Below are 15,196 nucleotides of genomic sequence, written 5' to 3' on the forward strand. Positions count from 1 at the left end.
CTGCTGCATGAACCAAAACCAGACCGGTAAGGAAGGGAACTTGCGACCGTCTAAAATGACGGGTTGGAAGCAGAGTGCAGCCGTTCGCTGGGTGCTGATGTTTATGTTTGTGCTGTTATTCTACTTCAGCTTGTCTCCTCATCTCGTTCCAGAAACCTATGATATTCACGAGGGCACAGTTAGTGAGAAGGATATTAAGGCGCCCTTCTTAATAAAGGATGAGAAGTCAACGCGTCAAGCGGAAGAGGAAGCTGCTAACAAAATTGATGTCATGTATTCCATTGTTCCTCTCCACACCGAATTGTTGATTGATCAAATATTTGCACGCATCGAGCAATTGAATTTAGATGATCAGGTTACGCTTCAGAATAAAATTGATATTTATCGTAACGAAATACCGGGACGGTATTCTGCTTACATAGATAGTATTATTAAAGCATACCAAGGCAAGGGAACCTATTCGGATACATTGCTGGAAGAAATGTCGATTATTGCGAAGGAACAGCAGTATACGATTCCAGAAGAGACCTTTTACAAAATGCCTAATATGACTTCTGATACACTATCTGAGATGCGCGGTGTAGCTCGGGATATTGTGCGTAAACTGACTATTGAGCAGCTTCGTGAGGCGGAAACAGCGCGAACACAGGTTGCTGAGCTCGTTAACGCAAGCACCCTCACTAGTCGTGCGAGCAGAGAAATAGTGCAGGAGCTGGCTAGATTCGCCATTATGCCAAATAAGTTTATGGACAAGGCGGCTACTGAGGAGGCAAAGGTGCTGGCGAAGCAAAATACGCCAGCTGTTGTCATTAAAGAAGGCGATCTTATTGTCAAGCGCGGTCAAACCATAACACCTGATTTGTACAAGCTGCTTGTTGATTCATCACTGCTCCAGGATAAGAAAAATTACTGGCCGCAGCTGGGCTTGCTATTTTTATCGGTCATGTTTATTGTAGTGCTCTATGCTTATTTGCATCAATCGGGCAGTATCAATGGCGTAAAGCCCAAATACAACAACGCATCATTGCTTATGTTATGGTTGATTTTTCTAATCAACATTATAACGATTCAGATTATTTCATTGACGCAGACGGACGCTGCTCCTTATGCCGGTTATTTAGCGCCTGCCGCTTTAGGAACGATGCTAATAACACTGCTGCTAGATATGCATTTGGCTATGATCAGCTCGATTTTATTTGCGATTATGGGCAGTATTATATTAAATACCGGACAGCATCAGCTTTTTGACTTTCAATATGGCTTCGTCATCATCGTCGTTTCTTTCGCAGCAATCTTCTCGATTCATCGCGCTAGCCAAAGATCGACGATTTTGAAGGCTGGCATTATGGTCAGCTTGTTTGGCTCCTTATCGGTTATTACTATTTTGTTGCTGTCAGAGCAGCTCGAGCGCGTTTCATTTATTTATTCCGTTGCATTTGCATTTGGCAGCGGGCTCGTAACCGCAGTGCTGGTCATTGGCTTAATGCCGTTTTTTGAAATTACATTCGGAATTCTATCTGCGCTTAAGCTCGTTGAGCTCTCTAATCCGAATCATCCCCTGCTGCGCAAGCTGCTCACTGAAACGCCAGGTACTTATCATCACAGCGTGATGGTCGGTAATTTGTCAGAAGCGGCTGCTGAGGCAATTGGTGCGGATGGTCTGCTTTGCCGTGTCGGATCGTTTTATCATGATATAGGTAAAACAAAGCGGCCAAATTATTTTATTGAAAATCAAACAAATATTGAAAACCCTCATGATTCGATTGATCCAAAGCTAAGTAAATCGATCATTGTCGCACATGCCAGAGATGGTGTGGACATGCTCAAGGGGCATAATATTCCGAAGCCGATCCGCGATATCGCTGAGCAGCATCACGGAACGACTTCACTGAAGTTTTTTTACTACAAAGCAATCAAGCAGGTTGAGGAACAAGGCTTGAAGCCTACATTCACAGAGGATGATTTCCGTTATCCTGGACCGAAGGCACAGTCGAAGGAGGCTGCTGTTGTCGGTATATCTGACTGTGTGGAGGCGGCTGTTCGCAGTTTGCATAATCCTACAGTAGAGCAGGTTGAAGCGATGATTCACAAAATCATCAAAAGCAGGCTCGATGACAATCAATTCAATGAATGCGATTTGACGATGAAGGAACTTGATAGAATTGCACATTCCCTTAAGGAAAGTGTAATCGGAATATTCCATTCTAGAATTGAATATCCGGATGATGTGAAAACAAAGGAGCGTTAATGATGAGCTTACGTTTAGATTGGAGCAACGAACAAGAGGTTCTGGAAATTCCAGATGCTTGGATTGCTAAGCTGGAACAGCTGCTAGGTTTAGCTGCGGAGGCAGAAGGCATTACGGAAGGTGAAGTTTCACTCACTTTTACGAATGACAAAGACATTCATCAGTTAAATCTAGACTATCGCGGTATTGACCGGCCAACAGATGTGCTTTCATTTGCCATGCAAGAGGACGGTACGGAAGAGCTTGATATCATTTTTGAGGTTGAGAGCGAGGATGAGTCAGATCCTATCTCTGGCATGCTGGGTGATATTATTATTTCCGTTGAAACGGCTAAAGCGCAAAGTGAAGAATATGGACACTCATTGGAACGCGAGATGGGCTTCCTGTTCGTACATGGATTTTTGCATTTAATCGGTTATGATCATGAGGATGATGCTGCTGAAGCCGAAATGACGGCTAAGCAGGAAGCTATTTTGCAGCAAGCTGGTTTGACCCGTTAATGAAAGCTTTTATTCGCAGTTTTGGATTTGCTTGGTCGGGCATCCTGTTTGCTCTACGCACACAAAACCATATGCGTTTTCATGTTTTTGCAGCAATTGCAGTTTGTATTCTAGGGTACGTTGTATCGCTTACTCCGCTGGAATGGTCAATTATCCTTCTTACAATGGCAGTTGTTATGAGCGCTGAGATGCTCAATACAGCCCTTGAGCAAGTCGTTGATCTTGCCAGCCCTGAGTTTCATCCAATCGCCAAAATTGCCAAAGATGCGGCTGCTGGCGCAGTATTAATTGCTGCTATAATTGCAGCAATTATTGGTCTGCTCATAATCGGCCCGCCTCTTTGGCGTTTGTTTTAAATCCAATGTGGTGTAGACTAAGACAATATGGAGGAAAAGATATGCACTATGAAGGTTTATCGGACACATATACGAAACTGCTGAATGATGCGCAGGAAGCGATGAAGAAGGCTTATGTCCCTTATTCAAATTTTCAAGTTGGCGCGGCTTTGCTTGATGATGAAGGACATGTCCATTTTGGCTGCAACGTAGAAAATGCGGCTTATGGCCCAACCAATTGCGCGGAACGCACCGCTCTATTTCGGGCGATTGCTGATGGCAAGAGGCCAGGTCAGTTTCAAGCGATAGCAGTTATTGGCGATACCGAGGGACCAATTACGCCTTGCGGTGTTTGTCGTCAAGTTTTAGTGGAATTATGTGCTCCCGATATGCCAGTCATTATGGGCAACTTAAATGGACAGTGGACCATTTCAACCGTATCAGGCATATTGCCGGGAGCCTTTACACCGGCATCATTAGATAATAGGGAGCGTTAAATAAACATATGAGTCGTACAACAACAAATGATCGAGACAGCAAAAAATTCCGTTCCGGCTTCGTAGCCATTATTGGCAGACCGAATGTCGGCAAATCAACACTCATGAACCATTTGATCGGTCAGAAGATTGCGATTATGTCAGATAAACCGCAAACGACACGGAACAAAATTCATGGCGTATACACAACGGATGAACTGCAAATCGTATTTCTAGATACACCAGGTATTCATAAGCCGCAATCAAAGCTTGGCAATTACATGATGCAAACGGCGGAAAGCGCGCTTCGCGAGGTTGAAGCAGCGTTGTTTCTGATTGATGCTTCTGAGGGGCTTGGCGGTGGAGACCGATTTATTATTGAGCAACTCAAAAAAGTGAAAACACCTGTTTTCCTTGTTATGAACAAAATTGACAAGGTGGAACCGGAACAGCTTCTGCCTATGATTACACAATACAATGAGCTGCATGATTTTGCAGAGATTATTCCGATCTCCGCACTTAAAGGAAATAATGTAGAGACGTTGATGGATCAACTTTCCCGTTATTTGCCGGAAGGTCCGCAATATTATCCAGCAGATCAAATTACGGATCACCCGGAGCAATTTGTGTGCTCGGAGCTTATTCGCGAGAAAATTTTGCATATGACTCGTGAGGAAATTCCACATTCTATCGCCGTTACGATTGAGGATATGCGAGTGAAGGAAAACGGAGTTGTCTATATTGGCGCTGTTATTTTTGTAGAGCGTGATTCCCAGAAGGGGATTATTATTGGGAAAAAAGGCGACCTGCTTAAAGAGGTTGGCAAGCAAGCGCGCAAAGATATTGAAGCATTGCTTGGCTCACGCATCTTCCTAGAACTATGGGTTAAAGTGAAGAAAGACTGGCGCAACCAAGAGCGCGTGCTGAAGGATCTTGGATATAGACATGATTAAGCATAATTGACGGAAATTGTTAAGGATAGTATATACCCGTTTATCGCATCCTATTAGCGTCTGGAGCAGCATTTCAGGGAGCGAAAGGGATGAATACGAATGCGAGATTTTTCGTGGAAGTATTTTACGATGACCGGGGATGTCGAATCTTTCATGCTTTACAAGGAAATGAATCAAGTTGGAGCAGAAGGACAAAGTGATACGCTAGAAGATGCAACCGAGGAGCTTGCTGCGGTTGGATTGGAAGATCTAACGAGCTAACTATCTATCTAACGTATCGGAATAGAGCAAGAAACGGTTCTAATAAACGAATAGTCGTTTTATTGCAAACGGATGCTGCGCCGCCATGGGACGGCCGGCTCCGTTTCTGCTTTTAGGGGAGAGTTATCTGTATGCTACATCGTGTCGAAGGAATTGTAATTCGCAGTATGGACTATGGGGAAGGCAATAAAATTGTGACCCTTCTTACAAAAACAAACGGCAAGGCCGGTGTACTCATTCGAGGCGCTAAAAAAATTAAAAGCAAGCATTCATCACTTGCCCAGCCGTTTACATATGGAGAGTTTGTCTATTTTCGCAGCAGCGGACTCGGTACGCTTAATTATGGTGAGATTATTGAATCTCACCATATTTTGCGTGAGAAATTGGATTTAGCAGCTTATGCTTCCTACGCAGCGGAGCTTACTGACCGCTCACTTCAAGATGATGAATCGACAAGCTTCCATTTCGAGCAGCTCAAAGCATGCTTTACTGCGTTGAATGAAGGTAAGGATGCTCAAATCGTCATCCATTTGTATGAAATGAGGATTCTGGATTTATCGGGTTATGCGCCTGAGCTTGATGAATGTGTTAGCTGTGCAAATAGAGTGGGGCCATTTAGGCTGTCACCTCATGCTGGAGGCATTCTATGCACGAATTGTGCTGGCAGAGATCCAAGCGCTATTTTGCTCGGAGATGGGGCATATAAGCTGCTTAAAATCTTTCGAAGAACGGATATGAGGAGATTAGGGAGCATACAGGTGAAACCAGAAACGAAAGAGGAGCTTAAGCTATGCATGCGCAGACTCATGGATACACATTTGGGATTGCAGCTGAAGTCTCGCAACTTTTTGGATCAGCTGGAAAAGCTCTTGTAAATATTGTAATTCCCTCATCCTTAAGGCGGATATATAGCTCCTTCTTTTGAAGGATTACAGCAATCACATTATTGCTTTATGCTATAGAATGTTATTGAGGAAGTATAGCAAACTGGAGGGATTTAACATTATGTCTGCGCAGCAAAATAGACTGGGGTTCGTTGTAGTCGGGTTATTGCTTGGCATCTTGGTTGCAGCGATTGATAACACAATCGTTTCAACTGCAATGGCTACCATTGTGTCCGACCTTGGCGGCTTGGACAAATATGTCTGGGTAACGTCTGCATATCTTGTCACTGAAATGGCTGGTATGCCGATATTCGGAAAATTGTCTGATATGTATGGAAGAAAGAGATTTTTCATACTAGGCATTTCATTATTTCTAATTGGCTCTATCCTTTGCGGTACTGCTGAATCCATCACGCAGCTTACGATATACCGCGCAATACAAGGGATTGGCGGCGGTGCTATGATGCCGATTGCTTTTGCCATCGTATTTGATATCTTTCCAGCGGAAAAACGCGGGAAAATGGGTGGCCTCTTCGGAGCCGTATTCGGTACTTCCAGCTTGTTTGGTCCGCTTGCCGGAGCATACATAACGGAATACATTAACTGGCGTTGGATTTTTTACATCAATATTCCTTTTGGACTTATTGCTCTGGCTTTTATCGTTATTTTTTACAAAGAATCTTTATCTCATTCCAAGCAGAAAATCGACTGGCTTGGCGCTGCTACTCTTGTAGGGTCGATAGTTTGTCTCATGTTTGCGCTTGAGCTTGGGGGTGCGGAGTACCCATGGGATTCAACGCAAATCATTGGATTATTCTCTTTATTTGCTGTGTTACTGATCGTTTTCCTGTTCGTCGAGACGAAAGCAGAAGAACCGATTATTTCATTCAAAATGTTTAAACAACGTCTGTTTGCATCAAGTACAGGTGCCGGATTATTTTATGGTGCAGCGTTTATTACCGCAGCACTCTATATTCCGATGTTTGTGCAAGGGGTATTTGGCGGAACGGCAATTAATGCGGGGTTAACCTTGCTGCCAATGACGCTTGGTTCCGTTATTGCTGCACAAGTAGGCGGGATATTAGCTAACAAAATGTCATATCGAAGCATAATGACGGTATCTGCGATTATCTTTATTACAGGCATCGTGCTGTTGTCAACGATTACTCCGGATACGACAAGATTTATGCTGTCCGTCTATATGTTCTTTACAGGCTTCGGAATCGGTTTCTCCTTCTCTGTTCTTGGAATGTCTTCGATTCATGGCTTTGATGCAAGGCAGCGGGGCAGCGCTACGTCGACTATGTCCTTTATTCGCTCGCTGGGCATGACGGTAGGTATTACGATTTTTGGTATCATTCAAAGAAATCATTTCACAAGTGGAATGAATGAAGCTTTTGCTGGCAGTGAAGGCGGCGGCCTTATGACTGAAAATGCGCGTGAGCTGCTCTCACCCGAGAAGCGTGCTGAAATCCCGCCAGAAGTAATGGATAAAGTTGTTACAGCGCTATCCGAATCTGTATCTGTTACGTTTCTTTGGTCTATTGTGCCTGCAGGACTTGCGTTAGTTTGCGTTTTGTTTATGGGAAATGCAGGTATGAAGGATATTATCGGCAAAGAGGCGAACAAGAAGAAAACATTGGAAGAAATTCACAGTCACTAATGCAATGGTATAATCTTTTTTTGTCCTGTCTCCAAGTTGACAATGATTATAAACAAGGATACAATAGGATATTATGAATATTGGGCAGTGATGGAGAAAGTAATCATGTGAGTTGACGGTATTAGCGAGCCGGGAGAAGTGGAAGCCTGGACCGACAGCCATGATGAAAGGGCACTCCGGAGTCGTATCGAACTAAGAGGGTTTACTCGTAAGGAGTGAACCAAGTAGGGTGGAACCGCGGGATTATAACTCTCGTCCCTACGTCTGGAAGCAGGCGTAGAGACGGGAGTTTTTTGCATGTCAACGCCTTTGCTGATCGGAAAATTGTCCGAAATCGGATATCAAACAGAGGAAGAAGGAGTGGGTCTGTTATGAATTTTCAAAAAATGATTTTGACACTGCAGCACTTCTGGGCGGAACAAGGATGTATTCTCGTCCAGCCTTATGATGTGGAGAAGGGTGCAGGTACAATGAACCCAATGACATTCCTGCGTTCAATTGGACCAGAGCCTTGGAATGTAGCTTATGTTGAGCCTTCCCGTCGTCCAGCAGACGGTCGTTATGGTGAAAACCCAAACCGCTTGTATCAGCATCATCAGTTCCAAGTTATTTTGAAACCATCTCCTGACAACATTCAAGAGCTTTACCTGGAAAGCCTTAAGCAGTTAGGTATCGATGCGAATGAGCATGATATCCGCTTTGTAGAGGATAACTGGGAGTCTCCGACGCTCGGCGCATGGGGACTAGGCTGGGAAGTATGGCTGGATGGAATGGAAATTACGCAATTTACGTATTTCCAACAGGTTGGCGGTATTGATGCTAATCCTGTTGCTGTCGAAATCACATACGGTATGGAGCGGCTTGCTTCTTACATTCAACAAAAAGAAAATGTGTTCGATCTAGAATGGGTTGAGGGCGTAAGCTATGGCGACGTCTTTAAACAGCCAGAATTCGAACATTCCAAATATACATTCGAGACTTCGGATACAGCGATGCTGTTTCAATTGTTCAATATGTATGAAGAAGAAGCGAATAAAACGATGGAGCATCATCTTGTATTCCCGGCTTACGATTACGTTTTGAAATGCTCACATACTTTTAACTTGCTGGATGCGCGCGGTGCAATTAGCGTAACGGAAAGAACCGGCTATATTACAAGAGTGAGAAACTTGGCTCGTGCTTGCGCATCGACGTATTACGAGGAAAGAGAACGCCTTGGATTCCCGTTATTGAAGAAAGGAGTGGAGCAGCATGACTAGAGATTTATTGCTTGAGATCGGTCTAGAGGAAGTGCCAGCTCGCTTCGTGCGCGGCGCAATGAACCAACTAAAGGATAAAACTGTAAAATGGCTGTCTGATTCACGTATTGGGCATGGCGACGTTCACGTATATGCGACACCTAGACGTATCGCGGTGTTAATTAATGATGTAGAAGAGAAGCAATCCGACATGAATGAGGAAGCAAAAGGTCCTTCACGCAAAATTGCACAGGATGCTGAAGGAAACTGGAGCAAAGCTGCACTAGGTTTTGCACGCAGTCAAGGCGTTGCCCCTGAAGAGCTTTATTTCCAAGAACTTGCTGGCGTAGAGTATGTCTATGCGAATAAAAGCAGCATTGGCGCTGATACTGCTGCCGTACTTCCAGAAGGCTTGCTTACTTTAATTACTTCCATGTCGTTTCCGAAAAACATGCGTTGGGGCAGTTATGAGCTTCGTTTCGTAAGACCTATTCGTTGGCTCGTAGCGTTGTTTGGTCAGGATGTTATTCCTTTCGAGATCACAGATGTGAAAACAGGCAATGTATCTCGTGGACATCGTTTTCTCGGCAATGAAGCAACGATTCTTGAACCGAAGCAATACGTTGAGCGCCTTCGCGAACAGAATGTCATTGTTGATGTAAGCGAGCGGGAGCAGCTTATTGTGAATGGAATAGATGGTCTAGCTAAGGAAAAAGGCTGGGAAATTGCAATTAAAGAAGATCTTCTTGAAGAGGTTCTTTTCTTGGTTGAGTACCCGAGTGTTTTATTTGGCGGCTTTGATCCGGAATTCCTTAATATACCGCAAGAGGTGCTTATTACTTCCATGCGTGAGCATCAGCGTTATTTCCCTGTATTTAACGGTGAAGGCCAGCTACAGCCTTTCTTTGTTACCGTACGTAACGGAGATAAAAAATCCATTGAGCTTGTTGCAAAAGGCAATGAGAAAGTACTTCGTGCTAGACTTTCAGATGCGAAATTCTTCTATGCGGAAGATCATAAGCTGACGATTGATCATGCGTTATCCAAGCTTGAAAATATCGTTTATCACGAAGAGCTTGGGTCCGTTGGTGATAAGGTTAGACGGATTAGAGCAACGGCAGATTTGTTAAGCAAACATTTGGTTCTTGACGAGCAAACGGCGCAAGATATCAGTCGTTCCGCTGATATTTGCAAATTTGATCTCGTCTCGCAAATGGTTTATGAATTCCCTGAGCTGCAAGGCATCATGGGTGAAGATTATGCAAACAAAGCAGGAGAGCGGAAGTCGGTGGCGAAAGCCATTAATGAGCATTATCAACCGCGTTTTGCCGGTGACCTTGCTCCATCCGAAATTACGGGTGCTATCGTTAGCTTGGCGGATAAAATAGATACAATCGTTGGCTGTTTTTCTATCGGAATCATCCCAACGGGTTCACAGGATCCATATGCATTGCGCAGACAAGCAGCAGGAATTGTCCAAATTATTTTGGCGCACGGCTTGAAGCTTTCGCTGAATGATCTGTATGATGCTGCGTTATCCGTTCATGAGAGCCGCGGATTGAAGCGGAATGCTGAAGATATTCGCAATGATTTGTCTGATTTCTTCGCGCTTCGAGTGAAAAATGTGCTTTCTGAGCAAGGCGTTCGTTATGACGTCGTTGATGCAGTAATGGTATCGGGTTTTGCTGATCTGCGTTCTACAATTGAACGGGCTTCCGTCGTTCAAGCGCTTGCAGCAGGTGCTGACCGCGCTGAATTCAAGCTCACTGTGGAGCAGTTCAACCGTGTAAGCAATCTAGGATCCAAAGCTGCTTCGACTTTGGTTGATCCTTCCCTGTTCGCTGAGCAAGTGGAAAGAGATCTTTATGAGCAATGGGTGCAGCTGCATCCAACGTTTACAGCAGCAGTCGAAAGCGGGGATATGGCTAAGGCTGTGGAAACCATTTCGTCATTGAAACCGTATATTCATGCGTATTTTGAGAATGTGATGGTTATGGCGCCAGATGAGGCAGTAAGAGCAAACCGACTTTCTACACTAGCATCTATAGCTGAGGATCTTGCTGTCGTAGCGGATTTCTCGAAACTTGTATGGTAATTTACAAAATGAGTATGTTCGCCCCTCTTCTTACAAATTAAACGTCAGAAGGATGATGAAGCATGCCTAATACCAATCCAGAAGTAATCGTTTATGTCGTTTCAGATGCTGCGGGGGATACGGGAGAACTTGTTGTACGCGCAGCAATAGCACAGTTTCATCCCATTAATGCTGAAATTCGCAGAGCACCCTTTGTAACGGACGAAGCAAGCTTGCAGCGCATTGCGCTGCAAGCTAAGGGAGCAGATGCTATTGTCTTGTATACACTGGTTATCCCGCATTTACGTGACAGTATGAAGAAGCTAGCTGAAACCTCCGGCGTTGTCGCGATTGATCTCTTAGGTTCTTTTATAGAAACGTTGGAAATGCGCACAGGACGGAAATCTCGTGAAGAGCCTGGTCTAAATCACGTTTTGGATGCGGATTACTTCCGAAAGGTTGAAGCCGTTGAATTTGCGGTTAAATATGATGATGCAAGGGATACTTCAGGCGTAACGAAAGCGGATATCGTGCTGGTCGGCGTATCGCGTACTTCAAAAACACCATTATCTATGTACCTTGCGCATCAAAAATTCAAAGTTGCGAATGTACCGTTAGTTCCAGAGCTTAAGCCGCCGGCAGAATTGTTTAAAATTCCAAAGCGGAACATAATTGGACTAACGATCGGCATGCCGTACTTAAATACAATCCGTAAGGAAAGATTAAAAGCATTGGGCTTGCCTAATAATGCATCTTATGCTACGCCGGATCGTATAGAGAAAGAGCTTGTTTATGCCGATACCATTATGAAGCAGCTGGGATGTGTTGTCATTGATGTGTCTCATCGAGCTGTGGAAGAAACAGCTAGCTTAATTATGGAATATGTGCGATTACCTTAAGGGCATAATGCAGGATTTTTTATTGTTTTGCCGTATATAATAGTACAGGATTAGAAATTGAATTCGAGCGGTGATTATTATTCGGTTAAAGCAACCAACCATTGTTGTCGATGCAGATGCATGCCCGGTGAAAACAGAGATAGGCGAGACGGCGAGACGTTTTTCGGTAAAAGTACTGATGGTAGCTTCTCATGACCATAGACTTGAACCGCAAGAGGGTGTTGATATCGTACAGGTGGATCGCAGCAATCAATCCGTTGATTTGTATATCGTAAACCATATTGTACGAGGGGATATTGTCGTTACGCAGGATTTTGGACTTGCATGCATTGCAATAGGCAAAGGAGCAATCGTATTGTCCCCTAGGGGAGAGCAGTACTCGGATGAGAACATCGATTATTTGATGGAACGAAGACATGAGCTTGCCAAGAGACGCCGAAGTGGAGGCAAAACGAGGGGTCCAAAAGCGATGAACAACGAGGATCGTGATCGTTTTCAACAAAAGTTGACAAAAGTTTTGCGAATTGAGCAGGAGAACCATGACGTATAGCGAATATTATTTACGTGTTACTAGGATGAAGGTGATGAACGATGACAAGCGGTAATAAAATACCTGAAGAGGTTATTGATGCCGTTCGCAAGCATCATGACATCGTAGAGACGGTCGGGAAATATGTTCATCTCACGAAGCACGGCAAATATATGAAGGGGCTATGTCCGTTCCACTCGGAGAAGACACCCTCGTTCACAGTTACGCCGGAACTCCAAATTTACCATTGCTATGGCTGCGGTAAAGGCGGCAATGTTATACGGTTTGTTGAGGAAATGGAAGGCTATTCTTTTCCGGAAGCCGTACGAGTACTTGCCGAGGATGCGAGCATTCCCATTACTTGGGCATCGCCTGATGGGAACCGATCAACTCCTGAGAATGCAGACCGAACCAAAATTATCGAAGCGCATGAATTGACGGTTAAGCTTTATCATCATGTGCTTAGCAATACGAAGCAGGGGCAAGCAGCGAAGCAATATTTGCGTGAGCGCGGTATGAGCGATAAGCTGATCGATCATTTTATGCTCGGATATGCTCCTGAAGAGTGGGATTTGCTAGCTCGATTTTTAACGAATCGAGGCTTTGATTTGGAGTTAATGGAAAAAGGCGGATTACTTTCGGCAAAATCGGACGGGAGCGGGTATGTGGATCGGTTTCGTAATCGCATCATGTTTCCGATATGGGATAGAGACGGCAAAGCTACCGCGTTTGCGGGTCGCATTATAGGCGAAGGACAGCCGAAATACTTGAACACATCAGAAACCATGTTATTTACGAAAAGCAGAACACTTTATAACTTGCATTATGCGCGGCCAGCTATCCGCAAGAGCAAGCAAGTTGTATTGTTTGAAGGCTACATGGACGTCATCAAATCATGGAGCGCAGGCGTTAAAAACGGTGTAGCAACGATGGGAACAGCATTGACGGATGAACATTGCGGTATTCTTAGGCGGCAAGCTGAGGAGGTCATCATTTGCTATGATGGGGATGATGCCGGACAAGCTGCGGCTTTCAAATCCATTCCGATGCTAGAAGGAGCGGGGCTGAAAGTAGCAGTAGCTATGCTTCCCAAGGGAAAAGATCCCGATGATTATATTAGCGAATATGGACCTGAAGCCTTTTTACGGGAAACGATGGATCAGCCTGTATCAGTTACAAAATTTAAGCTTATATATTCAAGGAAAAACCATATACTGCTAAAAGAAGAAGGCAGAAAGAATTATCTGCTGGAAGCCGTACAAATTGTTGCTGAGGTTGATTCTTCAACAGAACGCGAAGTCTACTTAAAAGAATTGTCCCGAGAGTTCGAAATCTCGCTTGATTCCTTGAAACAGGACTGCCATCAGTTGCGGGTAGAGCTGCAAAAAAAGAAGCCTCAAGGGGATAATAACGACAATTCGTGGAATAATGGTAGGAATGAAAAGCCCCGTTCGTCTGGACCACCAACGCTTAGACCTGCATATACCTATGCAGAACGCAGGCTGTTGAACGTAATGATGCGCGACAGTGAAGTTGCGCAAGCGGTTCATGAACGACTCGGTGATGCGTTTAATGTAGAGGATCACGCAGCGCTTGCTGCTTATTTATACGCTTATTATGCACAGGGCTATGATCCCGATGCCAGCCGATTTATTGCAACGCTGCATGATGACAGATTAGAACGAACAGCGGCATCGATTCTAATGATGGATAGTGATTTCCCGTTTGATGAAACAACCATGAACGCTGATATTCAAGATATCATCACCTATCCGCTGAAGCTCGAGTTGCAGCGTAAGGAAGATGAGATGGTACATGCCGAACGTACCGGAAATGCAGCACTAGCAACAAAATTAGCAATTGAGATTATAACCCTAGGCCAACAGCTGAAAGCAAGAAACATAGATCGTTTCTAGGGGGGAGGGAGTCGGAACATGGCGAATGATCAGCATACTGAATTAGATACCGAACAAAAACTGGATCATGTGAAGGATCAGTTGATCGAGCAAGGTAAGAAGAGGTCTTCCTTGACTTACAAAGAGATTATGGAGAAATTGTCTCCTTTCGATCAGGACCCAGAGCAAATTGATGAATTTTTCGAACAGCTTGATGATTTTGGAATCGAGGTTCTGAACGAAAACGATGAAGAAAACCCACTTGCTGCAAATGGAGAAGACCGTGAACGTGAGCGGGAGTCGGACGACTTTAACTTCGATGATGATTTGGCATTGCCTCCGGGTATAAAAATTAATGACCCGGTACGGATGTATTTGAAGGAAATCGGCCGCGTTCCTCTTCTCTCTGCGGATGATGAAATTGAACTGGCACAACGTATTGAAAATGGCGATGAAGAAGCAAAACGGAGACTGGCGGAAGCTAACCTTCGTCTAGTGGTCAGTATTGCTAAACGTTATGTCGGTAGAGGGATGTTGTTCCTTGATCTTATTCAAGAGGGTAACATGGGTCTCATCAAAGCCGTTGAGAAATTTGATCATCAAAAAGGGTTTAAATTCAGTACGTATGCAACATGGTGGATTCGTCAAGCGATAACTCGTGCAATTGCCGACCAAGCACGTACGATTCGTATACCGGTTCATATGGTAGAAACGATTAACAAACTTATTCGCGTATCCCGTCAATTACTGCAAGAGCTTGGACGTGAACCGACACCGGAAGAGATTGCGGCTGAAATGGAACTAAGCACGGAGAAGGTTCGCGAGATCATGAAAATCGCACAAGAGCCAGTATCTCTTGAAACCCCAATCGGGGAGGAAGATGATTCTCATCTTGGAGACTTCATCGAAGACCAAGAAGCGCTTGCTCCAGCTGATGCTGCAGCGTATGAACTTCTTAAAGAGCAGCTTGAGGACGTTCTTGACACTCTAACTGAAAGAGAAGAAAATGTATTACGTCTTCGCTTCGGACTAGATGATGGTCGTACGAGAACGCTTGAAGAAGTGGGTAAAGTATTTGGCGTAACGCGTGAGCGTATTCGTCAAATCGAAGCCAAAGCGCTTAGGAAGCTTCGTCACCCAAGTCGCAGTAAACGTTTGAAGGATTTCCTCGAATAATCGCATGATTTGATATAATGACCTTTCTGCTGCTGCAGCGAGGTCTTTTTTCTAAACAGAATTGC

14 protein-coding genes are annotated in these 15,196 nt (G+C 44.4%); all 14 read left to right on the forward strand.

Annotation, left to right across the window (positions count from 1 at the left end; all coding sequences use genetic code 11):
* Nucleotides 1-7 precede the first annotated feature (7 nt).
* Nucleotides 8-2,248, forward strand: coding sequence for an HD family phosphohydrolase (locus AC0YOD_RS07065; protein WP_475798569.1), 2,241 nt, complete (start codon nt 8-10; stop codon nt 2,246-2,248).
* Nucleotides 2,249-2,250: 2 nt separating this feature from the next.
* A complete protein-coding gene (gene ybeY / locus AC0YOD_RS07070) occupies nt 2,251-2,748 on the forward strand; it encodes an rRNA maturation RNase YbeY (RefSeq protein ID WP_475798570.1) in 498 nt (165 codons plus the stop codon).
* Nucleotides 2,748-3,104 carry a diacylglycerol kinase family protein gene (locus AC0YOD_RS07075; RefSeq protein WP_475798571.1) on the forward strand — a complete coding sequence of 119 codons (357 nt, stop codon included), beginning with the start codon at nt 2,748-2,750 and terminating at the stop codon, nt 3,102-3,104. Before ybeY ends, AC0YOD_RS07075 begins: the two co-directional genes overlap by 1 nt.
* Nucleotides 3,105-3,145: 41 nt before the next feature.
* Nucleotides 3,146-3,580, forward strand: coding sequence for a cytidine deaminase (gene cdd, locus AC0YOD_RS07080; protein ID WP_475798572.1), 435 nt, complete (start codon nt 3,146-3,148; stop codon nt 3,578-3,580).
* 8 nt (nt 3,581-3,588) lie between these two features.
* Nucleotides 3,589-4,512: a GTPase Era gene (gene era, locus AC0YOD_RS07085; protein WP_475798573.1), complete on the forward strand. Its 924-nt coding sequence runs from the start codon at nt 3,589-3,591 to the stop codon at nt 4,510-4,512.
* Nucleotides 4,513-4,611: 99 nt separating this feature from the next.
* On the forward strand, nt 4,612-4,773 hold the full coding sequence (locus AC0YOD_RS07090; RefSeq protein ID WP_475798574.1) for a YqzL family protein: 162 nt from the start codon (nt 4,612-4,614) through the stop codon (nt 4,771-4,773).
* Nucleotides 4,774-4,904: 131 nt separating this feature from the next.
* The gene (gene recO / locus AC0YOD_RS07095) at nt 4,905-5,648 is read left to right on the forward strand and encodes a DNA repair protein RecO (protein ID WP_475798575.1); all 744 of its coding nucleotides are present in this window, start codon (nt 4,905-4,907) and stop codon (nt 5,646-5,648) included.
* A 130-nt stretch (nt 5,649-5,778) separates the two neighbouring features.
* Complete coding sequence (locus AC0YOD_RS07100) at nt 5,779-7,320, forward strand: MDR family MFS transporter (protein WP_475798576.1); 1,542 nt, start codon at nt 5,779-5,781, stop codon at nt 7,318-7,320.
* A gap of 371 nt (nt 7,321-7,691) precedes the next feature.
* The gene (glyQ, locus tag AC0YOD_RS07105; protein WP_475798577.1) at nt 7,692-8,579 is read left to right on the forward strand and encodes a glycine--tRNA ligase subunit alpha; all 888 of its coding nucleotides are present in this window, start codon (nt 7,692-7,694) and stop codon (nt 8,577-8,579) included.
* Nucleotides 8,572-10,653, forward strand: coding sequence for a glycine--tRNA ligase subunit beta (gene glyS / locus AC0YOD_RS07110; RefSeq protein WP_475798578.1), 2,082 nt, complete (start codon nt 8,572-8,574; stop codon nt 10,651-10,653). Before glyQ ends, glyS begins: the two co-directional genes overlap by 8 nt.
* Before the next feature lie 62 nt (nt 10,654-10,715).
* Entirely contained in the window at nt 10,716-11,531 is an 816-nt protein-coding gene (locus AC0YOD_RS07115; RefSeq protein WP_475798579.1) for a pyruvate, water dikinase regulatory protein, read from the forward strand.
* A 79-nt stretch (nt 11,532-11,610) separates the two neighbouring features.
* On the forward strand, nt 11,611-12,081 hold the full coding sequence (locus AC0YOD_RS07120; protein WP_475799318.1) for a YaiI/YqxD family protein: 471 nt from the start codon (nt 11,611-11,613) through the stop codon (nt 12,079-12,081).
* A gap of 41 nt (nt 12,082-12,122) precedes the next feature.
* Nucleotides 12,123-13,976, forward strand: a complete 1,854-nt coding sequence (gene dnaG, locus AC0YOD_RS07125; RefSeq protein WP_475798580.1) for a DNA primase — start codon at nt 12,123-12,125, stop codon at nt 13,974-13,976.
* Between the two features lie 18 nt (nt 13,977-13,994).
* Nucleotides 13,995-15,131 carry an RNA polymerase sigma factor RpoD gene (gene rpoD / locus AC0YOD_RS07130; RefSeq protein ID WP_475798581.1) on the forward strand — a complete coding sequence of 379 codons (1,137 nt, stop codon included), beginning with the start codon at nt 13,995-13,997 and terminating at the stop codon, nt 15,129-15,131.
* Nucleotides 15,132-15,196 lie beyond the last annotated feature (65 nt).

It is taken from the genome of Paenibacillus sp. J31P13 (assembly GCF_056269295.1).